Genomic DNA, 23,541 nt, shown 5'->3' on the forward strand with positions numbered 1-23,541 from the left:
GTTTCACACATATCCGTGGTGTTTTTTCTCTGTATTGTGCATAAATAAGATGCCGTCTACAGCTATGGTTGTGTAATAACACATTTGGATGTGATGGAGCCCCATGGATCTGCTTTCTGCCCTGCACAGCTTTGTCCGTGTGGCTGCCACGGGCTCGTTCTCCGCAGTCTCGCGTGAGACGGGAGCGAGCCAGCCAACCATCTCGCGTCATATTGCCCTGCTGGAAGCCCATTACGGCGCAACACTGTTCGCCCGTACCACGCGCAGCCTCATGATGACGGAAGACGGGCGCAGCCTGCTGCCCCATGCCTATGAAGTGCTGGAAATCCTGGAAACGGCGGAAACGGCGCTGGGCCGTCGGCGGGCTTCGGTTTCCGGGCTGGTGCGGCTGGGTGTAACCACGGCGTTCGGCCTTTATCTGACCAGTCGGCTGAACTGCCTGCTGGAAGAACATCCCGACCTGTCGGTCGAACTGGTCATGCGCGACGGTTTTGGCGACCTGGTAGAAGAAGGGCTGGATCTGGCCGTAAGGATCGGTTCGATTGCCGAAGGCTCACTGATCGCACGCCGGCTCGGGTCGGTGCATCGCTGTGTCATTGCCTCGACCGACTACCTTGCGCGTCGTGGTACGCCCGAACATCCGCGTGACCTGCTCAACCACCCATGCATCGCCTACAGCTATGGTGGCTCACGCCATGACTGGCAGTTTACCCGCAGGGGTGAAGGCGAGACGGCGGTGGCGGCCAGCGGTCCCTTTCGCGCCAATAGCAGTGAGGCGGTGCTGCAGGCGGTCCGGGCGGGACTCGGTATTGGCATGCTTCCCACCTTCCAGGTAGAGGAAGACATCGCGGCCGGGAAGCTGAAGCATCTGCTGCCGGAATGGACGATTCCGGAACTGCCTTTTTATGCCGTGCATACTGGCCCGCGCACCCTGCCGCTGCGCACGCGCACGGTGCTTGATTTCCTGATCGAGATTTCGAACGTACTGCGCCAGGGCTGACAGAATCGATAAAAACCATTTTGAGACAGGAAACTGGCGGGAAAACAAGAATTTCCAAAAGTCGCCTTTTTTCAAAAAGGCAATGTTTCCTGAATCTTTTTGAAAAAAGCTTTACCGCAAACGACGTCTTCAATGACCTGCGGATGGGTGCTGCTGGCGCAGCCCGTTCAGTCCAGCGGGCTGCCCTGCCCCGGAGCGGTCGCCGCCGGGTCGCGTGAAAGACGGGCACGCTGTTCCTCGCTGGAGGCCAGCATGTCACTGTTGAACCCGTCATGCAGGACCTGCGCCCAGCCAGCCATCCATACATTGGTGCGCTTGACGAAGTCAGCCGCCGCCGGTTGCTGGCCCAGCGTATCCTTGTTCCAGAACTCGGGCGTACGCAGCATCTTGGTGCTGTCGGTATTGACCGGGTTGAGGAAGATGGTCACCGTCTCGACATTGACGTTATGGTCACCGGCCGGCGTGCTGTAGCTCCAGCCCGATTTCAAAAAGACCGGCGGCAGGATGAATCCTTCCTCCTTCAGCCGGGTGGCAATGATCGCCGTGCGGTTGATGGAAGCAGGATAGACCGCGGCCGTGAACCAGCATTCCATCGCGGGCGGATGGGCGGACAGCACGCGCGACATGAAGTTGCGGTCATCATGACAGCTGGAGTCGATGGATGCGGTGGCTGTTTCCGGCACGGGCTGCGTGCTGCCTTCCGCACCGATCAGGCCGGTCACGACATGGCCCTCCACCCGTACCAGCACATTTTCCAGCACCTCGCCATGCGGGCCGTTGATGACATTCATGACCGGATGCCACACACCCGCCGGTAGCGGCAGGATCCGGCCGGCAAAGGGAATCGCCTTTGTCAGCCGGTCGGTAATGGGCATCATGGTGACCACGCCATCACTGCCATTGTTTTCACTGCCGGCATCGCCTTCCGCCGGGGCGTCGTGCATGCCCAGCCGGTTGTGGATGGAGGCGGAAACTGCAGCCAGTTTAGGCAGAAGCCGCGTCAGGTAAGCTGGCGGAAAGATGACCGTCAGCACCCCGAACGGCACGATGAGGTACAGGCAGAGCCGCCACAGGGGCGCGCGTTGCCACAAGCGTGAAAAAGCGGACATTCAGCCGTTCAAGCCGCGCACGGCCATGCCTTTCCGGACAGGAAGGTGCGGGGAAAGACAGCCGGGCGCGCGACCATGTCGGGACGGGGTGCGGGTCATGGCGGGCATGGGTCAGGAACTGATCCGCGCGCGCTGGGCGTCTTTGTCCTGGTCCGCGATTTCGGCCACGATCCCGTCCTCGTTCGAGACGACGCGCACCAGCTTGGCACCCTGCTGGCGGGCGGTGATGAGGGAATCGCTGATCATGTCCTCGATGGAGCGGGCCAGGTCGCGTGCACTGGCGGCCGGGCCCATGCGGTCCTGGCGGCGCATGACCTCGAACAGCAGGGCGGGGTCGATGCCGCCGGTTTCCACCTTCAGGCCATAGCTGTCGATCATCGCCTCGATCTCGAGCGCCGAGACACGGGCGATGTCCAGCCCCTCCAGCGGCCGGAAGACGAAAATGCGGTCCAGCCGGTTCAGCACTTCCGGTGCAAAGCCCGCCTGGCGCAGCGCCTCGACCGACTCGGCGCGCATCTTGTCGGGCTCATCCGCCAGCCGGTCCGCGATTTCGGACAGCGCATCGGTGGCGATGTTCGATGTCAGGATGAAGATGCAGCGCACGGTGGAGATCTGCTGCCCCGTCGAGGCCTCGGTCACGTGGCCATCGTTCCATGCGGTCAGGAATTTCTTGAAGACATCGGGGTGCGCCTTCTCGATCTCGTCCAGCAGCACGACCGCGTCAGGCTTTTCCTTCAGGCCGCCGGTCAGCTTGCCGTAGGTATCCGATCCCACATACCCCTTGGGCGAGCCGAACAGCTGGGTCGCGGCATGGGGGGAACTCATCTGCGTCATGTCGAAGTTGAGCAGCGGGCGGTCAAGCTGGCGGGCCAGCTGCTTGGCCAGATAGGTCTTGCCCGTGCCCGGCGGCCCGGCAAGGAGGAAGATCCCGACCGGCTTGCCGCGCACCTGCAGCGCCAGGCGGCGGCGCAGCTGGGTCGCCACGTCCTCGCATACCTGGTCCTGTCCGATCACGCGCGCGCGCAGGCTTGCGGCCAGTTCCTCCGCGTCGATCACGGTTTCTTTCTGTTCGCGCGCCAGCATTTCCTCCAGCGCGCTGCGATTGGTCAGCCTGGCGAGTACGTCCATTATCCATCCCCGTCTGCGTCGGATCCCCTTGCGGGCCAGTTTTTCGGCCCGGTTCTCAAACCACAGCCCGGCCACCGCCAGCAGGGCGCTGGCCGCTGCCACGACCGGATAGGCCGGGGCACACCATTCCATGAAATGCCGCAGGCTGGCGAGCGAAAGATGCAACGCCATGGCTGCCTGAAAGCTGCCCAGCACCAGGAAAATGACCATGATGAAGGGGACCAGCCGTTCCATCAGTCCCGGATAGAGCGGTTTCATTGCACGACCACCCCGATTACGATTTCGGTACCCCGGGTCAGCACCGGCAGGGGCGTCGGCCCCGGCACGAACACGGCACCCGCATGGATGCCGGTCGGACCCGGGTCGCCAGCTGCGGCGATGGTCACGTTCCCGGCAATGCGGATGGGCAGGATCACGCTTTTGGGCTGCGCGCCCAGGTGTACGGTCTGCACCAGCCCGAGCGACTGCACGTTAACAACCGCGTTGCCGCCCGTTATGTCATACATCGGCATGTCCGCCAGCACGATTTCCCGCCGTTTCAGCGCAGCCAGGATCTCGGCCTGCTGCTGGATGGAATAGGAAGTCTGGCGCAGCATGTCCACCGCGCGCTCGGGGGAGATCATGGGCATCTCGCCCATCATGTCCGGCTGGTTCTGCACCGGGGCGTTGAGCGTGAGGTGATTGCCGTCGCCGGTTCCCCCGCCCCCGGCTTCGGCCGCGACAGGGGGTGTCTGGCTGCCGCTGCCCCCCTCGCGCGCCGTCAGGAAGCCGCCGCTGCCCAGCCCGCCTGCCGCCACCACGGCCGCGATCAGCCCCACCACGACCAGCTTGCGGCTGGCCGGGCGTTCACTGCGGTCCCGTGCGGGTTCCGGGGGTGAGTGCAAGGGCGTCATCACTTCATAATGCGGGTGAGGAGGGGGGCATGGCAAGACGTTAAGAAGCAGGAAATGTAACCCTGCAGCGTATATATAGTTCTTGCGGATATGATGGTCGTGACCTATGTTGCGGATAATTCCTTCATCTCTGGTTTTTTCTTTGGGGGGTGGCCGCAGGGCTGCCTTTTTTGCATTGGACGCTGATCTTCCTTTCCTGACGGGCCTTGATGCCCGCATTGCCGCGATGGTCGCCCCCGCGCTGGCCGACATGGGGTATGACCTCGTGCGCGTGGCGGTGCTGGGGCGTGAATCCCCCACGGTCCAGATCATGGCCGACCGGGCCGACGGTACGCTCATCGCCATTGAGGACTGTGAGCAGATCAGCCATGCGGTCGGTGCCATCCTGGATGTGGAAGATCCGCTGCCCGGGGCGTGGACGCTGGAAGTTTCCTCGGCCGGAATTGACCGGCCGCTGACCCGCGCCAGGGACTGGGAGCGTTTTGCCGGACACCTTGCCCGTGCCGAGATGAACATGCCCATCGAGGGCCGCAAGCGCTTTGCCGGAATCGTGCTGGGCGCGCGTGATGGCCATGGCCTGATGCGGCTTGATGATGGAACCGAGGTTGCGCTGCCTTTTGCCGAAATGCGCAAGGCGCGCCTTGTCCTGACGGACGAACTGATCGAGGCAAGCGCCCGGATGATGCAGCCGGACGCCGCCAGTGAGGAAAATGGGCCTGGAGACGGTCCCGGACGGGAAGATGAGCACTCCCCCGAAGGGGCCGCCCCGGCCGGAACGCGCAGGCCCGGCGTCAGGCCGGGCCGCAGGCCGGCCCGCAAGGCAAACTGAACGATGTTGTGGAGACACTGATGGATACGTCCGTTGCCCGTCCCGAACTGCTGCTGGTGGCTGATGCCGTAGCGCGGGAAAAGTCGATTGACCGCGAGGAAGTGCTCGAAGCGATGGAGCAGGCCATCCAGAAGGCCGGTCGCGCCAAGTACGGTCATGAAAAGGATATCCGCGCCACCATCGACCGCAAGACCGGCGATGTCCGCCTCTCTCGCTGGACCGAAGCGGTCGAGGCGGTGGAGAACGAGGAAACCCAGATCCCGCTCTACATCGCGCGCAAGTTCAAGCCCGAGATCCAGCTGGGCGAATACCTGATCGACCCGCTGCCGCCCATCGACTTCGGTCGGATTGCGGCGCAGACGGCCAAGCAGGTCATTGTCCAGCGCGTGCGTGAATACGAGCGCCGCCGCCAGTTCAATGACTTCAAGGACCGCGTGGGCGAGATCATCAACGGTACCGTCAAGCGCACGGAATATGGCAACCTGCTGGTTGAAATCGGCGATGCCGAAGCCCTGCTGCGCCGTGATGAGCTGATCCCGCGTGAGAGCTTCCGCAATTCCGACCGCGTGCGCGCCTACATCTATGATGTGCGTGACGAACCGCGCGGCCCGCAGATTTTCCTCTCGCGCACGCATCCGGCCTTCCTCGCCAAGCTGTTCGCGCAGGAAGTGCCCGAGATCTACGATGGCATCATCGAGATCAAGGCCGTGGCGCGCGACCCCGGTTCGCGCGCCAAGATGGCCGTCATCTCGCGTGATGCCGCCATCGACCCGGTCGGCGCCTGTGTTGGCGTGCGCGGCCGGCGCGTGCAGGAAGTGGTCAAGGAACTTCAGGGCGAGAAGATCGATATCATCCCATGGAGCCCGCAGGCCGCGACCTTTGTCGTCAATGCCCTTGCCCCGGCTGAAGTCAGCAAGGTGGTGATGGACGAGGAAGCGGGTCGGGTGGAGGTTGTCGTCCCCGATGACCAGCTCAGCCTTGCCATCGGGCGCCGCGGGCAGAATGTCCGTCTGGCCAGTCAGTTGACGCGCTGGGACATCGACATCCTGACCGAAGCCGAGGAATCGGAGCGCAGGCAGGAAGAATTCCGTCGCCGCAGCGGCCAGTTCGTCAGCTCGCTGGATGTTGATGATGTGATTGCCGGGCTTCTGGTGACCGAAGGTTTCCATTCCGTCGAGGAACTGGCCTTTGCCGACCCCGAGGAACTGGCGAACATCGAAGGCTTTGATGAGGATGTGGCCGGTGAGCTCGTCCTGCGTGCCGAGCGGCATCTCGCCCACCAGGAAGAGCAGCTGGATGAAAAGCGCCGTGAACTTGGTGTCAGTGACGATATCGCGGTGCTGGGCGTGTTCACCAACCAGATGCTGGTGACGCTGGGTGAAAAGGGCGTGAAGACGCTTGATGATCTGGCCGACCTGGCAGGTGACGAACTGGTCGAGATCCTTGGCAGCGATGCCATAGACGAGGATGCGGCCAACGAAATCATCATGGCGGCCCGTGCCCACTGGTTTGAAGGCGACGAGACGGGTGATGCAAAGGCCGAAACAGGGGAGACGTCCGACGTCTGAGCGGGATCATCTGAACGCGGAAGACGCGGGAGACATGGCGGAAGAGGAGCGTGGCCCGCTCCGCCGCTGCGCCGTTACCCGTGTCCGGCTGCCCAGGGAGCAAATGATCAGATTCGTCATTTCCCCTGATGGAGTCGTGATCCCTGATCTTTCCGCACGTCTGCCCGGACGGGGAATTTGGTTGAGCGCACGTGCGGATGTGTTAGAAACAGCACGCACACGTGGCGTATTTGCCCGTGCGGCAAGGGGAAGGGTTGTTATTCACCCTGACCTGACCCATCTTGTAGCGGATGGGCTGCTGCGGCGCATGATGGATGTCGTAGGGCTGGCACGGCGGGCCGGACAGATTGTCTGCGGGTTCGCCAAGGTGCGTGAGTGGGTTGTGGGCGGTCGTGCCGGTCTGGTCATCCAGGCGGCCGATGGCAGTCCCGACGAGAGGAAGAGAGTTTTGTCTGGTGCACGGGACCTGCCGGTTACGGTTGTTCCTACGGCATCGGGTCTGGGTGCGGCATTTGGCCGTGACCATGTTGTTCATGCAGCGATGCTGCATGGTGAACTGGCACGCCGTTTCCGTATCGAGAGTGAACGTTTTGCGGGCCTGTCCGGCAGGGCTGGCCCGAATTCGGCGGAGTGTTCCGCCGGACGGTGTGAACAGGCGGGTACATGAGCGAAGGCAACGATCAGGATCAGGGTAAGGGACGCTTGTCCCTGCGGCCGGCGGGCCGGAGGGAAGTCGGACGGACGGTGGATGCCGGCTCCGTACGGCAGAGCTTCAGCCATGGTCGATCAAAGGTGGTTCAGGTCGAGGTGCGCAAGAAGCGCGGGGCCGGGGCCGCAGGTAACGGATCGGGGCCGGCTGGCGGTCGCGCCGGTGGCCGGGGCGGGCGCGCCCTGACGGCAGCGGAGCTGGCGACCCGCCAGCGCGTGCTGGAAGAGCAGCGCAACGCTGCCATCCAGCGTGAGAAGGAAGCCCGCGAGCAGGAGAAGATCACCATTCTCTCCGCTGCGGAAGAAGCTCGCCGCCAGGAAGAGGAAAATGCCCGCCGTGCCGAAGAAGAGGCACAGGCGAAGGCAGACGCCGCGGCAGAGGAAGAAGCCCGCAGGCGGGAAGCCCAGGGCGCGGCACGAGCCACTCCTCCCGCAGCCGAGGCGGAGCCGCCCGGTCCTGTCGTGTCGTCCGTGCCCATTCCGGGTGAGGTCACGCTCGCGCCGCCAATGCAGCGCCTGCGTCCGCTGGCCGAACGTGCGATCATGCCGGCGCAGCCGGTTCGTCCGTCACGTCCGGCTACGGGCGGCGGGGCCGCGCGCCCGGCGGGTGCCGCCGGTGCCACTGCAGGGGCAGGCGAGACGCTGCGCCTGCGTGGAGGCCGTGCGGAAGGGGGCGAGGAAGAACGCCGCCCCAGCCGCCGTCCCGGCAGCGCCACGCCCAGCCGCCGCCCCTCGGGTGGTGCGAAAAAGAACAGTGACAGCCGCCGGGCCGGTCGTATCGACGTGCAGGCCGCAATCGAGGGGGATGACGACAAGACCCGTTCGCTCGCCTCGGTCCGCCGCCAGCGTGAGCGTGAACGCCGTCAGGCCGAGCTCGAGCGCCTGCGCTCCGACCAGGTGCGCGTGGTGCGTGATGTCGTGCTGCCTGAAACCATTACAGTGCAGGAACTGGCAAACCGTATGGCCGCCCGTCAGGGCGAAGTCATCAAGGCGCTCATGAAAATGGGTGTGATGGCCACAGTGACCCAGTCGCTCGATGCGGATACCGCTGAGCTGATCGTGCAGGAATTTGGCCACCGCGTGCGCCGTGTATCCGACAGCGATGTGGAAATCGGTATTGAGGGAATCGAGGACAGGCCCGAGGACCTCAAGCCGCGTCCGCCGGTCGTGACCGTGATGGGTCATGTCGATCACGGCAAGACCTCTCTGCTCGACGCGCTGCGCACGACCGATGTCGCCAATGGTGAAGCCGGTGGCATCACCCAGCATATCGGTGCGTATCAGGTCACACTGGCATCGGGTTCGCGCATCACCTTCATCGATACGCCGGGCCACGAAGCCTTTACCGCCATGCGTGCCCGTGGCGCGTCGGTGACGGATGTCGTGGTGCTGGTTGTTGCGGCGGATGACGGCGTGATGCCGCAGACGATCGAGGCCATCAAGCACGCCAAGGCGGCGGATGCTCCGATTATCGTTGCGATCAACAAGTGCGACAAGCCGGGTGCGAACCCCGACCGCGTGCGCCAGGAACTGCTGAACCACGAGATCGTGGTGGAAAGCATGGGCGGTGATACGCAGGATGTCGAGGTCTCGGCCCTGAAGCGGACCGGGCTTGGCAAGCTTGAGGAAGCGATCCTGCTGCAGGCCGAAATCCTTGACCTGAAAGCCAATCCCGACCGGGTTGCCGAAGGTTCCGTGATCGAAAGCCGCCTTGACCGTGGCCGTGGTCCGGTTGCGACCGTACTGGTCCAGAAGGGCACGCTGCGTCGCTCCGATATTGTGGTGGCCGGTGCCGAATGGGGCCGTGTGCGCGCCATGATTGACGACCGTAACCGCCAGCTTGCCGAAGCCGGGCCGTCCATGCCGGTCGAGATCCTGGGCATTACCGGGGTTCCGGGTGCAGGTGAGCCGTTCGTGGTGGTGGAAAACGAGAATCGCGCCCGCGAAATCTCGGAGTTCCGCCAGCGCGTGATCAAGGACCGCATGGCCGCGGGCCAGACCGCCGCGCGCGGTACGCTGGACCAGATGCTGGCCCGTATTCAGGCGGGTGCGCAGAAGGAAGTCGCCGTTCTGATCAAGGCGGACGTGCAGGGTTCGGCCGAGGCGCTGGAAGCCACGGTGCAGAAGCTGGAGCATGAAGAAGTCAAGATCCGCGTGCTCAACGCCACCGTCGGGCAGATCACCGAAAGCGATGTGCAGCTGGCCAAGGCATCGGGTGCCATTATCGTGGCCTTCAATGTCCGCGCCACGGCGCAGGCCCGTGAACTGGCACAGCGTGAGGGCGTGGATATCCGCTACTATTCCATCATCTACCAGGTGGCGGATGATGTGGAACAGCTGGTTCGCGGCAAGATCGCGCCCAAGCATCGCGAGAAGTTCCTGGGTTACGCCGAAATCCGCAAGGTTTTCGAAATCACCAAGGTTGGCAAGGTCGCTGGCTGTTACGTGACCGAGGGTGTGGTCAAGCGTGGCTGTGGCGTACGCCTGCTGCGTGACAACGTGGTGATCCATGAAGGTGACCTGAGCCAGCTCAAGCGCTTCAAGGACGATGTCAAGGAAGTAGCGCGCGGCTATGAATGCGGCCTGTCCTTTGCAGGGTATAACGACCTGCGTGAGGGGGATGTGGTCGAGTGCTATGAAATGGAACTGGTTCCGGCATGAGCCGTAATGCATCCAGAAAAGGGATGAGCGAGAGCGGGCCGGCAGGGAAACTTGCCGGCCATTCCGCGTCAGGCCCCTCGCAGCGCCAGTTGCGTGTGGCGGAAGAAGTGCGCCGTGTGCTGGCGGAAATCTTCGCCCGTACGGAGTTCCGGGACCCGGATCTGGCGGATGTGCGCATTACCGTGACCGAAGTGCGTATTTCCCCCGACCTGAAGCATGCAACCGTATTTGTTGCACGCCTTGGCCGCAGCGACGTGGCGGAACTGTTGCCTGCACTCAAGCGTGTGACCCCGTTCCTCCGTACGCGCCTGTCGCATGCGCTGCGCCTGCGCGGTGTGCCCGACCTGCATTTCCAGCCCGATACCGCGCTGGATTACGCCATGGAAGTGGACACCATGCTGCGTCAGCCTGAAGTCCAGCGGGACCTGAAGGACGAAGACTGAAGCGCGTTCGCAGGTCATCCTGTCATAAAAAATGATAAAAGTTTTCAGGGGTCACCTTTTTTCAGGAAGATGACGTTCTTCTGAAGCTCTCCAAAAAAGCTTCACCAAGAACCCCTTTGTCACTTGCTAATAAAAAACCCGGTTCTGGCATCTGCCTGACCGGGTTTTTGCTGCCTGTCCATGCAGGGCGTGGCCTAATTGCGTCGGCCCATCAGCAGCAGTTGCGGGTTGCGTTCCACATCGGTGGCGAAGCCACGCAGGGCGGCGGCGGCGGCGGCAAGGTCGCGCAGCGACGAATCGATATTGGAACGGTCGGCAGAACTGGGGGCCGTGATGTCGTGCAGGCCGGCCAGTGCCCCGCGTGCCTCGGTTACCGTATCGTTGGAGTTGACCAGCAGGGTATGCAGTTCACTGCCGCGCGCATCCAGCTGTGCCGTGCCACTGTCAGCCAGATGATTGATGGAGGTCAGCGTGCTGTCCATCCGGTGGTCAAGATCCCGGATGGCATCGGTCGCGGTATCGACCGTGACCCGCGTGTGGTCGGACGTGGCGCGAACGCTGTCCACCAGCGGGGGGAGATCCTTGTCCAGCTTGTCGGCCAGCGTGCGGATGCTGACCAGCATGGCATCGGCATTGTTGGCAATGTTCTTGAGCGGCAGCGCGGTCAGCGCATCGGTCAGCTTCTGCATGTCCGATTCACGGGCGGGAATTTCGATCATGCTGGTCAGGCCGGGATGCAGCTTGGCGGGCACGCCGGGGTCGAATGTCAGGTCGATTTCTTCCTGCCCGGTCACGAAGCTCTGCATGTGCATTTCGGCCCGCAGCCCGTTTTCGATCAGGCGCGGCAGTTCCCGCGTGTCCAGTGCCTTGCCGTGGCCGCCTGCCATGCGCGCGCCATTGGCCTCCAGCTCCAGCGTGACCGGAATGTAGGCCTGATGGGTCTGGGGATCGAACTGAACGGCAATATGCTCCACATGCCCCACCTGCACCCCATCGAAGGTGACCGGCGCGCCAACACCCAGCCCGTTGACCGGGCTGTCGAATATCACCATGGCGTGGTTGGTGGGGGAAAAGGGATGAAACTGTCCGAACAGCGCTATGGCGGTCACACCAAGCAGGGCCCCACCCAACACAAATGCACCGACCGTGGTCTGCCGTTCAGCCATGGTGTTCAGGTCTCCCTAGACGCAGAATGAAAAAAACTCCCGAACACAATCAGCCATGCGCCCGTTTGCTGCAAGATGACACCACCTTTCCCCGAAACAAAGCGGGATACGGGGATGGCAGGCATGTGCCCGCCCTGCCTTTTACCATGTAGGGGGCAGGCCGCCAGCCCCCGTGGCGGAATGGGGCATTGCCGTGCATGCGTGCCTCGTCTAAACGCTGCCCACCCCCCTTACCCCGTACAAGGTGCCCTGCAATGCGACGCAAACGTGGACGCCCGCTTGATGGCTGGCTGGTGATCGACAAGCCATCAGGCATGACATCCACCCAGGTCGTGGGCCGGGTGCGCTATCTGTTCGATGCGGCGAAGGCAGGCCATGGCGGCACGCTGGACCCGCTGGCTACCGGCCTGCTGCCCATAGCCTTTGGCAGGGCGACCAAGACCGTGCCCTACATCATGGATGGCACCAAGCGTTACCACTTCACCCTGCGTATCGGTGAAGCGCGCGATAGTGATGACGCCGAAGGTGCCGTGACGGCCACATCCGCCATCCGTCCGGACAATGCGGCGTTCGAGGCGGCGCTGGCGGCCTTCCGTGGCGAGATCATGCAGGTGCCCCCGGTCTATTCCGCGCTGAAGGTGGGGGGAAAACGCTCTTACGACATGGCGCGCGCGGGCCATGCGCCCGACCTGCCGCCGCGACCCGCGCGCATCGACCGTTTCGAACTGATTGCGCGCCCCGACGCCGATACGGCCGTGTTCGAGGTGGAATCGGGCAAGGGGGTGTACATGCGCTCGCTTGCACGCGATATCGCGCTGGCCTGCGGCACGGTGGGCCATGTGGCGGCACTGCGGCGGCTGAACGTGGGGCCTTTTGATGAATCCCATGCGATTCCACTGGACAAAATTGTCCCGAGCGCCGACAACGCGCCTGCCCCACCGGATCTGCTTCTTCCGGTCGCGACCGCGCTGGCCGACATCCCGGCGCTGGCCCTGACCCGGGAGGAAGCGGATGCCCTGTCATTTGGCCAGGCGATTGACCTGAACCAGCTGGCGGACCGGATGCCGGAACACACCGATCCCCGCTCGGGTGTCGTGCGTGCGATGGATGGGGCGCGCGTGGTCGGGCTGTGCCGCCCCGAGGGTGGGTGGCTGCGATCCGTGCGCATGCTCTGAACCGGATGATCAATGGAGAGAATGATGTCGATTACTGCTGAACGCCGCACGGCGCTTATTGGCGAATACCGCAATGCCGAGACCGACACGGGCTCGCCGGAAGTGCAGGTCGCGCTGCTGACCGAGCGGATCGTGAACCTGACCGACCACCTCAAGACCCACGCGAAGGATTTCCATTCCCGCCGTGGCCTGCTGATGCTGGTCGGCCGTCGTCGCCGCCTGCTGGACTATGTCAAGCGCAAGGACCAGGCCCGTTACGAAACGCTCATCAAGCGCCTCGGCCTGCGTCGCTGATTTGCGGCATGGCGGGAACGCGTCCATAATGCGTACCCGCACGGTCTGAACGGTCACGGCGCATGCATGGGCATGCCCGTGTCCGGTCGGGCCGGATATTTTCAGGCGCCCACCAGGGGCGCCGCCAACACGCTGCCACGCCATGGCGGAGATGTCCGGACCCGGATCGCAGCGTTTCAGGCCACATGGTGTTCTGGCGGCCGTGCCGTCGCGCTCCATGCCGTCCGAGGCGCTGCCATCATACGTTCCCATGTCCGGCCCGCCTGCATTGCGGCAGTCAACGGACAGGGTTGTCTGGATGTTTAATTATTTTCGCAAGGAAATCGAATGGGGCGGCCGCCCGCTGGTGCTGGAAACGGGCAAGATCGCCCGCCAGGCCGACGGTGCAGTTGTCGTGACCTATGGCGATACGGTGGTGCTGTGCACGGCCGTTGGCGCCAAGAGCGTCAAGCCGGGGCAGGACTTCTTCCCGCTGACGGTCAACTATCAGGAAAAGGCCTATGCCGCGGGCAAGATCCCCGGTGGCTTCTTCAAGCGTGAAGGCCGCCCGAGCGAGGCCGAGGTCCTGAACTCGCGCCTGATCGACCGCCCGCTGCGCCCGCTGTTTCCCGAGAACTTCCGCAACGAAGTGCAGGTCATCGCCACCGTGCTCAGCCACGATATGGAGAACGACCCCGCCGTTGTGGCGCTGATCGGCTGTTCGGCCGCGCTGACGCTGTCGGGCATTCCGTTCTTCGGCCCCGTGGGTGCGGCCCGCGTGGGTTACAGCAACGGCAAATACGTACTGAACCCGACCATTTCCCAGCTCAAGGAAAGCGAACTGGACCTGGTCGTGGCCGGTACGTCCGAAGGCGTGCTGATGGTCGAGTCCGAGGCGGTGGAACTGTCCGAGGACGTGATGCTGGGCGCCGTGACCTTCGGCCACGAAGCCTTCCAGCCGGTGATCGACCTGATCATCGACCTGGCCGAAAGTGCGGCAAAGGCCCCGTGGGACCTGGCCGAGCCGACGGCTGAGGAAGTCAAGCTGCGCAAGAAGGTGGACAAGGCCGGTCGCGCCCTGATCGCCGATGCCTACAAGGAACGCGCCAAGCAGGTGCGTTACAAGAAGGTTGCCGCGGCGCGTGAAGCCATCCTGGCGAAGATTGGCGAAGATGATGCCGCTGCCGCCAAGCCCATGATCAAGGATCTGGAAGCCGATGTGGTCCGCACCGAAGTGCTCGACACCGGTTTCCGCATCGATGGCCGTGATCTGGAAACGATCCGCCCGATCGTGTCCGAAGTCGGCATCCTGCCGCGTGCCCATGGCTCCGCCCTGTTTACCCGTGGGGAGACGCAGGCCCTTGTGGTCGCGACCCTTGGCACCGGGCAGGACGAGCAGATCGTGGATGCGCTGGAAGGCGAATACCGCAACAACTTCATGCTGCACTACAACTTCCCGCCCTTCTCGGTGGGTGAGTGCGGGCGCATGGGTTCTCCCGGTCGCCGTGAAATCGGCCATGGCAAGCTGGCATGGCGTGCGATCCACCCGCTGCTGCCGGGCAAGGACACCTTCCCGTACACCATGCGCGTGGTGTCCGAGATCACGGAAAGCAACGGCTCGTCCTCCATGGCGACCGTATGCGGCACGTCGCTGGCGCTGATGGATGCGGGTGTGCCGCTCAAGCGCCCGGTGGCGGGTATCGCCATGGGCCTGATCAAGGAAGACGAGGATTTCGCCGTCCTGTCCGACATCCTGGGTGATGAAGACCATCTGGGTGACATGGACTTCAAGGTGGCCGGCACCGAGCAGGGTGTCACCGCGCTGCAGATGGACATCAAGATCACGTCGATCACGCCGGAAATCATGAAGATCGCGCTGGGGCAGGCCCGTCAGGGTCGCCTGCACATTCTGGGTGAGATGGCCAAGGCGCTGACCGAAGGCCGCACGGATGTCTCCTCCTCCGCCCCGAAGATCACCACGATCTCGGTTCCGAAGGAAAAGATCCGTGATGTGATCGGTCAGGGCGGTAAAGTTATCCGTGAGATCGTTGAATATTCGGGTGCCAAGATCGACATCAACGATGATGGCACGATCATGATCGCCGCATCCTCCGACGATCAGGCCGAAAAGGCCATCGAGCGGATCCGTGGCATCACGGCCGAACCCGAAGTGGGCCACATCTATAACGGCAAGGTGGTCAAGACCGCCGATTTCGGGGCGTTCGTGAACTTCCTTGGCCCCCGTGACGGGCTGGTTCACATCTCCGAACTGGCGGAAGGGCGCGTTTCCAAGACGACCGACGTCGTCAAGCAGGGAGACGAGGTGAAGGTGAAGGTGCTGGGCTTTGACGATCGCGGCAAGGTCAAGCTGTCCATGCGCGTGGTTGACCAGAAGACCGGTGCCGACATTACCGACACCGTGGGCGCCAGGCCCGGCCGTGCCCCCGGCGCGCGGTAAGACGCGGGCCCCGGCCTACTTAACCCGGCGGGATGGGGGTAGCACAGGCCGCACCCTGCCGCCGGGCAGATACATGACGATGGAATGGTGATGAAGCCGATCAATGCGATCCGCATGGGCGGAACGGATATTCTGCCCCTGGTAGAAGGGGGGAAGGGCGTCTCGATTTCGACCGGTGTGTCCGCCGGGCACTGGGCGGCGGCGGGCGGTGCCGGCACGATCTCGATCGTGAATGCCGATTCCTATGACGAGAACGGCAACATCGTTCCCCAGACCTATCACGGCAGGACCCGGCGTGAACGGCATGAGGAACTGGTCGATTACGCCATTCGTGGCGGCATTGACCAGGCCCGCATCGCGCATGAACTTGCCGGCGGCAGGGGGCGGATACACGCCAACATCCTGTGGGAAATGGGTGGGGCCGAACGGGTCATTACCGGTGTGCTGGAAGGGGCTCCGGGCCTGATCCAGGGGCTGACCTGTGGCGCGGGCATGCCGTACCGCCTGTCGGAAATCGCGGCGCGCTTCGGCATCCATTACTATCCCATCGTATCTTCCGCCCGCGCGTTCAACGCCCTGTGGCGCCGTTCATACAACAAGACGGCGGAACTGCTGGGCGGCGTGGTGTACGAGGACCCGTGGCGCGCTGGCGGCCATAATGGCCTGTCCAACACCGAAAACCCGCTGGCGCCGGAAGACCCGTTCCCCCGCGTGCTGGCGCTGCGCAAGCAGATGCGTGCCTTTGGCCTGGATGACACCCCCATCATCATGGCCGGTGGCGTATGGTGGCTGGAGGAATGGCAGGACTGGATCGACAGTCCCGAACTGGGGCCGATCGTCTTCCAGTTCGGTACCCGCCCGCTGCTGACGCGTGAAAGCCCGATTCCCGATGCATGGAAGCGCCGCCTGCTGACGCTGAAGAAGGGGGATGTGTTCCTCAACCGCTTCTCGCCTACGGGTTTCTATTCCTCTGCCGTGAACAACACCTTCCTGCGCGAACTGCGCGGGCGGTCGGAGCGGCAGGTACCGTTCTCGCCCGAGGCCGTGGGCGAGCATACCGCAGCCCTGGCCATTGGCGCGCGCGGGCGGCAGGTCTTTGTCACTCCCGCCGACCGTCAGCACGCACAGTTGTGGATGGAAGAAGGCCATACCGAGGCCATGCGCACGCCAGACAACACGCTGGTGTTCGTAAGCCCCGAAAAGGCGCGTGAGATCCTGGCTGATCAGGGGGCCTGCATGGGCTGCCTGTCCGAATGCCGCTTCTCCAACTGGTCGCAGCGCCCGCCCGCCTATTCCAACGGGCACAAGGCGGACCCGCGTTCCTACTGCATCCAGAAAACCCTGCAGGCGGCAGCCCACGCCCATGGGCCGGATCAGGATGCGGTGATTGACAACAACCTCATGTTTGGCGGCACCAATGCGTGGCGGTTCGCGACCGATCCGTTCTATGCCAATGGCTTCGTGCCCACCGTGGCGCAGCTGCTGGAACAGATCATGACCGGTCGCTAAGCACCATTATTGATAAAAAAGAATGAAAGTTTTTGGGTGCCGCCTTTTTTCAGAAAGGCGGCATTCCCTGAAGCCTTTTTCAAAAGGCTTCACCAAAGCTTCTTTCTGCTTTGAAGGCCGGCCTCATGAGGCCGGCCTTTTTTATGCTGGATGCGGCAGGCTATGCCGCGTCCTTTGGCAGGCAGGCATTGCGGAACAGGGCGAAGGCCAGCCCGCGATGGCTGATGGCGTTCTTTTCCCCGTCCGTCATGTCGGCAAAGGTGCGGGTGCCCGTGCCGGGGGCAAAAAGCGGGTCATAGCCATGGCCATTCGTGCCATGGGGCGGCCAGACGACATGGCCGTCAATCCGGCCCTCGAATGTTTCGGTATGTCCGTCAGGCCATGCCAGGCACAGCACGGAAATGAACCATGCCCCCCGGTCGGGGTTATCGCCAATCCGGTCATGGATACGGCGCATCGCATCGGGGTAGTCCTTGCCCGGCCCGGCCCAGCGGGCGGAGAAAATTCCCGGCGCGCCGCCAAGTGCTGAAACACAGAAGCCGGAATCATCGGCCAGTGCGGGCAGGTTCGCGGCTTTTGCTGCGGCCACGGCCTTGATCGCGGCGTTACCCGCAAAGTTGTCGGCCGTCTCCTCCGGTTCCGGCAGCGAAAGATCCCCCGCGGACCGGACATGGATGCCGTAGCCGCCAAGGAGCGCCGCGAATTCCGCAATCTTGCCCCGGTTATGGGTAGCCAGCACCAGTGTATCGCCCCGGTTCAGGCGGCTGGAATGTCGTGTCATGCCTTGAGCGCCTCTTCCACCGTGGCGGTCTGGATGCGGAACAGTTCCGCGGTTCCGGTGCGGGCAAGCCGCATGAGGGTATTGAACTCGGCCTCGGTAAAGGGGTCCTGTTCGGCGGTGCCCTGTATTTCCACAATACCGCCATCGGCGGTCAGGACAAAATTGGAATCGGCGCGCGCGTTGCTGTCTTCCCTGTAATCCAGGTCAAGCACCGCGCCATCTTCCGTCAGCCCGCATGATACGGCGGCGACCTGCCCCCTGAGCGGCACGGTATCCAGCGTGCCCGCGCGCACAAGCGTTTCCAGCGCAAGGCGCAGCGCCACCCATGCCCCGGTAATGGCGGCGCAGCGCGTGCCGCCATCGGCATTCAGCACGTCGCAATCCACCGTGATCGAGATTTCCCCCAATGCCTTCAGGTCGGTCACGGCACGCAGCGAGCGGGCAATCAGGCGCTGGATTTCCTGGGTGCGGCCGCTCTGCCTGCCCTTTGCGGCTTCACGCGGGCCACGGCTGTGGGTGGCGCGCGGCAGCATGCCATATTCCGCCGTGACCCAGCCCTGTCCCCTGCCGCGCAGGAAGGACGGGACACGCATCTCCACGCTGGCGGCGCACAGGACTTCGGTCCCGCCCATGCGGATCAGGGCGGAACCTTCCGCGTGGCGGGCAAAGCCGGTCTGGATGAAGACGGGACGCAGGGCGTCAATGGCACGGCCGGATGGGCGCATGGGGGTAACTCCGCAAGGTGATGGGGCGGCATAGCGTGCAATCCCCCTGCATTGCCAGTCCCGCGTGGGCAGGGGCATGGATCATCTGTTATACTGGTGGGCATGCGAATGGTCGCATGGCGGATGAATGCGCAAAACAGGAGGCATGGCGATGGAAACCCGACCACCGGTATCGCAGCCGGCCCTGCTCTCCGGGCTTGACCCGCGATCTGCCGCGATCCTGCGTGAGATCGTGGAGCAGTATGTCGAAACGGGTGAGCCGATGGGCTCGCGCACGCTTTCGCAGCGCCTGCCGCTTTCGCTCTCGCCGGCCACGATTCGCAATGTCATGGCCGACCTGACCGATGCGGGGCTGCTGTTTTCCCCCCACACCTCGGCGGGGCGCCTGCCGACGGAGAAGGGCGTGCGGCTGTTTGTCGATGGCCTGCTGCAGTTTGGCAGCCTGAGCGAGGACGAGCGCGAGAGCATCGCGGGCATGCTGGACGTAAAGGGCCGCTCGCTGGAGGATACGCTGGCGCAGGCGTCCTCCATGCTGTCGGGCCTGTCCTCGGCGGCGGGGGTGGTCATGGCGCCCAAGAGCGATGGCGCCACCATCAAGCATATCGAATTCGTGGCGCTTGGTCCGGGGCGGGCACTGGTCATCCTGGTCAGTGCCGACGGGCAGGTGGAAAACCGCGTGATCGAGATTCCGCCCGGCCTGCCGCCTTCCGCACTGGTGGAGGCGGGGAACTACCTCAACGCCCACCTGTCCGGCCAGACGCTGGACCGCCTGCGCGAGACGGTCAGCACCGCCATGACGGCCAACCGCAACGAACTGGACCACCTGACGGCGGAAGTCGTGTCCAGTGGCCTCGCCACATGGAGTGACGCGGACGAGCGCGGGGGCACCCTGTTCATACGCGGGCAGGGGCGCCTGCTGGCCGATGTGACCGAGATCGAGCGCCTGACCACCATCCAGATGCTGTTCGAACGGCTGGAGACGCAGGAGACCATGCTCCGCCTGCTCGACCTTGCGCGCGAATCCGAAGGGGTGCGGATCTTCATCGGGGCGGAAAGCGGGCTGTTCGGCATGGCGGGCATGTCGGTGGTGGTGGCGCCCGCACGCACCGACAGCAACCGCATCGTTGGCGCGATCGGGGTGATCGGACCCACGCGCATCAATTATGCCCGCATCATTCCCGTGGTGGACTATACCGCCCGCGTGATCGGCCGCATGCTGGGCTGAGGCGACGGGATTGCAATGCAACCCGCGCGGCTGGCGGTCCTTAATGGAAGGGCACAGACCAGCCACACGCGCCCTGCGCTCGCGCGGGTGCGCGATGGCCCAACGCGCAAGGAGAATGGCATGTTCACGCCCGATGCACGGCAGTCCGGATCGTTCATGATTGGTGGTGACCTGGAGGTCACACGGCTTGGTTTTGGCGCCATGCGCATCACCGGCCCCGGCATATGGGGTGAACCGGCCGACCGGAACGCGGCCCTCGCCACCCTGCGCCGCCTGCCTGAACTGGGCATCAACTTCGTTGATACGGCAGATGCTTATGGCCCGTTTGTCAGCGAGGACCTGATCCGTGAGGCGCTGCATCCCTATACAAACACCATCATCGCCACCAAGGGCGGCCATACCCGCCACGGCCCGAACATATGGAAGCCGGTGGGCAACCCGGACTACCTGCGCCAGTGCGTGCTGATGAGCATGCGCAGGCTGGGGGTGGAGCGCATCGACCTGTGGCAGCTGCACCGCGTGGGGGCCGACTGCACGCCCGAACAGCAGTTCGAGGCCATTGCCGCCATGCGCGCGCAGGGGCTGATCCGTCATGTCGGCCTGTCCGAAGTGACGGTGGAGATGATCGAGCGTGCGCGGCTGTATTTTCCCGTTGCGACCGTCCAGAACCGCTTCAACCTCGTCAACCGGTATTCCGAGGACGTGCTGGATTACTGCACGGAGGAGAATATCGGCTTCATCCCATGGGCGCCGCTGGCGGCGGGCAGCCTGACGAAGGGCGATACCCTGCTGACCCGCCTGGCCAGTGAGAAAGGTGTCCAGCCCGGCCAGATCGCGCTCGCATGGCTGCTGCGGCGCGCGCCGGTCATGCTGCCCATTCCCGGCACCGGCAGCCCCGACCACCTGGCCGATAACGCGGCGGCCGCCGCCATTGAACTGAGTGACGAGGAATTCCGCCAGCTTGATAACGATGGCCGGGCCGAATGGGCCAGCCGGAACGATGCCTGACAGAAAGGCCATATTTGAAAATCCGTTAAAACATAAAGAAGTTTTTGGTGAAGCTTTTTTCGAAAAGCTTCAGGAAACGCCGCCTTTTTGAAAAAAGGCGGCACCCGAAAACTTTTGCTGCTCCTATCGATGGGTCTTTTTGGAAATGGTCCCTGGGCGCGCAGGCGGGCACGAGCGGATGGATCAGGGGCGACGGCGGCGGCGGACAATGCTAGACAGGGGCCACCGACACATAACGGCCCCTTTCTTTGCCTATTGGATACCGGATGACGCTTGCTGACGGATCAGGCCGCGATGGCCGGATTGATGGACCCTCCCGGCCCGGTACGGGTGGCCCACGCCGGCCCCGCTACCGGATGGTGCGCTGGCTTGCCGGCACCACGCTGGCCGTGCTGCTGCTGGGTGGCGGCACCGCGGGCGTGGTGGCCTGGCGGGAATATGAACGCCTGAGCGAGGGGCTGCCCACCGTGGATGGCCTGCGCACCTACCAGCCGCCGGTGATGAGCCGCCTGTATTCCGGTGATGACCAGGTCATGGCGGAACTGGCGGCGGAGCGGCGCATATTCGTGCCCTACAGCGCCATACCCGAGCGTGTGCGCAGTGCCTTCCTGGCCGCCGAGGACCAGAAATTCTTCTCCCATGGTGGTGTCGACCCGCTGGCCATCCTGCGTGCCGGCCTGACCGACATGATGATGCATGGCACCAAGCATCGTCCCATCGGGGCTTCCACCATCACCCAGCAGGTTGCCCGCATCATGCTGCTGGGGTCGAATGCGGTGTCGATCGACCGCAAGATCAAGGAAGCGCTGCTGGCCATGCGGCTGGAACAGACGCTGAGCAAGGAGCAGATCCTCGAGATCTACCTCAACGAGATCTATCTGGGTGAAGGGGCCTACGGCATTGCCGCTGCCGCCCAGACCTATTTCAACAAGCCGCTCGACCAGCTGGACAATGCCGAGGCCGCCTTCCTTGGCGCGCTGCCCAAATCGCCCACCAACTACAACCCGCACCGCTTCGTGCAGGCGGCGACCAACCGCCGCAACTGGGTGCTGGACCGTATGGCGGATCTCAGGGTCATCACGCCCGAAGAAGCCCGCGCCGCCCAGCTCGAACCGCTGGTGCCCGCCAACTTCACCCGCCCCGGCCCGGTCCCCGCATCCGAATGGTTTGCCGAGGAAGTGCGCCGCGAACTGATCGAACGCTACGGCATCGGCACCACGATGGAAGGCGGGCTTTCGGTCCATACCTCACTTGACTCCCACCTCCAGCAGGTGGCCACCACCGCCCTGCGTGACGGGCTGCTGCGTTACGACCGCGCCCATGGCGGCTGGCGCGGTGCATTTGCCCATGTGGATGCAGGCGAGACGACGGGTGACTGGGCCAATGCGCTGGCGCATGTCACCCCCCCGGTCGCCATGCTGGAGCAGTGGCGGGTCGCGGTGGTGCTGTCCGCCGCCACGGGCCGTGTGGGCTGGCTGGAAGGGCGCGACCCGGTCATGCCCCGCACGGGCGAACTGCTGGCGCGTGACCGGGCATGGATGCGCAGCGGCAAGGGCATTCAGACCGGTGACGTGCTGCTTGTCGAGCCGCAGGCCGATGGCAGCGGGGTCGCCATCCGGCAGGTGCCACGGGTGGAAGGGGCGCTGGCTACCATCGATGTCCATACCGGCCGCGTGATGGCGATGGTGGGGGGCTGGTCGTTCAGGGAATCACAGTTCAACCGCGCGACACAGGCGGCGCGCCAGCCCGGTTCCTCCTTCAAGCCGTTCGTGTATCTGGCGGCGATGGAGCAGGGGATCTCGCCATCGCAGAAATTCGATGACTCCCCCGTAAGCTATGGTGAATGGCATCCGAACAACTACGAGAAGGATTTCTGGGGCCCCACCACCCTGCATGACGCGCTGCGCGAATCGCGCAATCTTGTCACCATCCGCCTGGCCGCCCAGATCGGCATGAAACCGGTGGCAGCACTGGCGCAGACGCTGGGGCTTGCGCATTCCATGCCGCTGGTGCTGCCCGCGGCGCTGGGTGCCGTGGAAACCACGGTCCTGCACGAGGCCGCCGCCTATGCCACCATCGCCAATGACGGCAGGCTGGTAACACCCACCCTGGTCGATGACATCAAGGACCGCAACGGCAACGTGATATGGCGGGCCGACAGCATTGGATGGCAGCAGGCCGGCGGTACGCCCGCGGATGGCCCGCAGATGGTCGATACCCGGCCGCAGGTCGTGTCCGCCGCATCGGCCAGCCAGATCGTGGCGATGATGCAGGATGTGATCCGTCGCGGCACCGGTGTGCGTGCGGGTGCGGGCATCGACCGGCCCATCGCGGGCAAGACCGGCACCAGCCAGGATTTCAATGACGCGTGGTTCGCCGGGTTCTCGCCCGATCTGGTCACGGTGGTATGGGTCGGATTCGATACCCCGCAGTCGCTGGGCAAGAACGAGACCGGTGGCGTGATTGCCGGACCGATCTGGAACCAGGTGATGAAGGCGGCGCTGGCCACCCGCCCGCGCCTTGATTTCCGCGTGCCCGAGGGCGTGCAACTGGCCCGCTATGATACCGGCATGGGCATGGCGATCGATGCCTTCAAGCCCGGACAGGTGCCCGGCATAAGTGTTGATCTGGGTGCCGGCTCGGGCATGGCGCTGACGGCGGCGGATACCGGTGCCGAGAACATGCCCGACTCCGAGACGGACATGGCCACCACGCCAGGCAGCCCGATGGCGGTACCCGATGCGACGACCTCGGCGGGGCATGCAGCGGCACCCGGGGCCCCGGCGGCTTCCCAGCCATCCGGGGGTGACATTGGCATGGGCGGCCTGTATTGACGCCCCATTGCCGGGCGCCATGCGCATCCGGCACTTATGACCGTTGAC

Annotated in this window: 19 protein-coding genes; 13 read left to right on the forward strand and 6 right to left on the reverse strand. The window is 64.1% G+C overall.

The window, feature by feature from the left end:
• The first annotated feature begins 103 nt into the window (after positions 1-103).
• Positions 104-1,000 (forward strand): LysR family transcriptional regulator, encoded by an 897-nt coding sequence (locus tag LDL32_RS12650; RefSeq protein ID WP_233067448.1) that lies wholly within the window; start codon positions 104-106, stop codon positions 998-1,000.
• A gap of 167 nt (positions 1,001-1,167) precedes the next feature.
• On the opposite strand, the gene LDL32_RS12655 is transcribed toward LDL32_RS12650, so the two are convergent.
• The 3 genes from LDL32_RS12655 to LDL32_RS12665 all read right to left on the reverse strand — a co-directional run bounded on the left by LDL32_RS12655 (position 1,168) and on the right by LDL32_RS12665 (position 4,130).
• A complete protein-coding gene (locus tag LDL32_RS12655) occupies positions 1,168-2,109 on the reverse strand; it encodes a hypothetical protein (RefSeq protein ID WP_233067450.1) in 942 nt (313 codons plus the stop codon).
• Positions 2,110-2,220: 111 nt separating this feature from the next.
• Positions 2,221-3,495, reverse strand: coding sequence for an AAA family ATPase (locus LDL32_RS12660; protein ID WP_233067452.1), 1,275 nt, complete (start codon positions 3,493-3,495; stop codon positions 2,221-2,223).
• Positions 3,492-4,130 (reverse strand): hypothetical protein, encoded by a 639-nt coding sequence (locus tag LDL32_RS12665; protein WP_233067454.1) that lies wholly within the window; start codon positions 4,128-4,130, stop codon positions 3,492-3,494. Before LDL32_RS12665 ends, LDL32_RS12660 begins: the two co-directional genes overlap by 4 nt.
• Before the next feature lie 175 nt (positions 4,131-4,305).
• Between LDL32_RS12665 and rimP the strand changes: the two genes are divergently transcribed.
• From rimP to rbfA, 5 genes are read left to right on the forward strand one after another with little or no spacing between them, the layout of a single operon-like run.
• Entirely contained in the window at positions 4,306-4,959 is a 654-nt protein-coding gene (rimP, locus tag LDL32_RS12670) for a ribosome maturation factor RimP (RefSeq protein ID WP_233067456.1), read from the forward strand.
• 20 nt (positions 4,960-4,979) lie between these two features.
• Entirely contained in the window at positions 4,980-6,527 is a 1,548-nt protein-coding gene (gene nusA, locus LDL32_RS12675; RefSeq protein WP_233067457.1) for a transcription termination factor NusA, read from the forward strand.
• Positions 6,528-6,561: 34 nt separating this feature from the next.
• The gene (locus tag LDL32_RS12680; protein ID WP_233067459.1) at positions 6,562-7,194 is read left to right on the forward strand and encodes an RNA-binding protein; all 633 of its coding nucleotides are present in this window, start codon (positions 6,562-6,564) and stop codon (positions 7,192-7,194) included.
• Positions 7,191-9,896 (forward strand): translation initiation factor IF-2, encoded by a 2,706-nt coding sequence (gene infB / locus LDL32_RS12685; RefSeq protein ID WP_233067461.1) that lies wholly within the window; start codon positions 7,191-7,193, stop codon positions 9,894-9,896. Before LDL32_RS12680 ends, infB begins: the two co-directional genes overlap by 4 nt.
• A gap of 23 nt (positions 9,897-9,919) precedes the next feature.
• Positions 9,920-10,339: a 30S ribosome-binding factor RbfA gene (gene rbfA, locus LDL32_RS12690; RefSeq protein WP_082770804.1), complete on the forward strand. Its 420-nt coding sequence runs from the start codon at positions 9,920-9,922 to the stop codon at positions 10,337-10,339.
• Between the two features lie 194 nt (positions 10,340-10,533).
• On the opposite strand, the gene LDL32_RS12695 is transcribed toward rbfA, so the two are convergent.
• Positions 10,534-11,505, reverse strand: coding sequence for an MlaD family protein (locus LDL32_RS12695; protein WP_233067463.1), 972 nt, complete (start codon positions 11,503-11,505; stop codon positions 10,534-10,536).
• A 254-nt stretch (positions 11,506-11,759) separates the two neighbouring features.
• On the opposite strand from LDL32_RS12695, the gene truB reads away from it, so the two are divergent.
• From truB to LDL32_RS12715, 4 genes are all read left to right on the forward strand, one after another.
• Positions 11,760-12,680: a tRNA pseudouridine(55) synthase TruB gene (truB, locus tag LDL32_RS12700; protein WP_233067465.1), complete on the forward strand. Its 921-nt coding sequence runs from the start codon at positions 11,760-11,762 to the stop codon at positions 12,678-12,680.
• A 24-nt stretch (positions 12,681-12,704) separates the two neighbouring features.
• The gene (gene rpsO / locus LDL32_RS12705) at positions 12,705-12,974 is read left to right on the forward strand and encodes a 30S ribosomal protein S15 (protein ID WP_014105875.1); all 270 of its coding nucleotides are present in this window, start codon (positions 12,705-12,707) and stop codon (positions 12,972-12,974) included.
• A gap of 298 nt (positions 12,975-13,272) precedes the next feature.
• Positions 13,273-15,411 (forward strand): polyribonucleotide nucleotidyltransferase, encoded by a 2,139-nt coding sequence (gene pnp / locus LDL32_RS12710; protein WP_233067467.1) that lies wholly within the window; start codon positions 13,273-13,275, stop codon positions 15,409-15,411.
• 90 nt (positions 15,412-15,501) lie between these two features.
• Positions 15,502-16,920: a nitronate monooxygenase family protein gene (locus LDL32_RS12715; RefSeq protein WP_233067469.1), complete on the forward strand. Its 1,419-nt coding sequence runs from the start codon at positions 15,502-15,504 to the stop codon at positions 16,918-16,920.
• Positions 16,921-17,080: 160 nt separating this feature from the next.
• Here the strand turns inward: LDL32_RS12715 and rdgB are convergent, their stop codons facing one another.
• Together rdgB and rph are read right to left on the reverse strand one after the other, a co-directional pair.
• On the reverse strand, positions 17,081-17,701 hold the full coding sequence (gene rdgB / locus LDL32_RS12720) for an RdgB/HAM1 family non-canonical purine NTP pyrophosphatase (protein WP_233067471.1): 621 nt from the start codon (positions 17,699-17,701) through the stop codon (positions 17,081-17,083).
• The gene (gene rph / locus LDL32_RS12725) at positions 17,698-18,426 is read right to left on the reverse strand and encodes a ribonuclease PH (protein WP_233067473.1); all 729 of its coding nucleotides are present in this window, start codon (positions 18,424-18,426) and stop codon (positions 17,698-17,700) included. Before rph ends, rdgB begins: the two co-directional genes overlap by 4 nt.
• A gap of 145 nt (positions 18,427-18,571) precedes the next feature.
• On the opposite strand from rph, the gene hrcA reads away from it, so the two are divergent.
• The 3 genes from hrcA to LDL32_RS12740 all read left to right on the forward strand — a co-directional run bounded on the left by hrcA (position 18,572) and on the right by LDL32_RS12740 (position 23,493).
• Positions 18,572-19,651: a heat-inducible transcriptional repressor HrcA gene (gene hrcA, locus LDL32_RS12730; RefSeq protein ID WP_233068891.1), complete on the forward strand. Its 1,080-nt coding sequence runs from the start codon at positions 18,572-18,574 to the stop codon at positions 19,649-19,651.
• Between the two features lie 120 nt (positions 19,652-19,771).
• Positions 19,772-20,659: an aldo/keto reductase gene (locus LDL32_RS12735; protein ID WP_233067475.1), complete on the forward strand. Its 888-nt coding sequence runs from the start codon at positions 19,772-19,774 to the stop codon at positions 20,657-20,659.
• Between the two features lie 266 nt (positions 20,660-20,925).
• Positions 20,926-23,493: a penicillin-binding protein 1A gene (locus LDL32_RS12740; protein ID WP_233067477.1), complete on the forward strand. Its 2,568-nt coding sequence runs from the start codon at positions 20,926-20,928 to the stop codon at positions 23,491-23,493.
• The last annotated feature ends 48 nt before the right edge of the window (positions 23,494-23,541 follow it).

It is taken from the genome of Komagataeibacter sp. FNDCF1 (assembly GCF_021295335.1).
GTDB lineage: Bacteria > Pseudomonadota > Alphaproteobacteria > Acetobacterales > Acetobacteraceae > Komagataeibacter.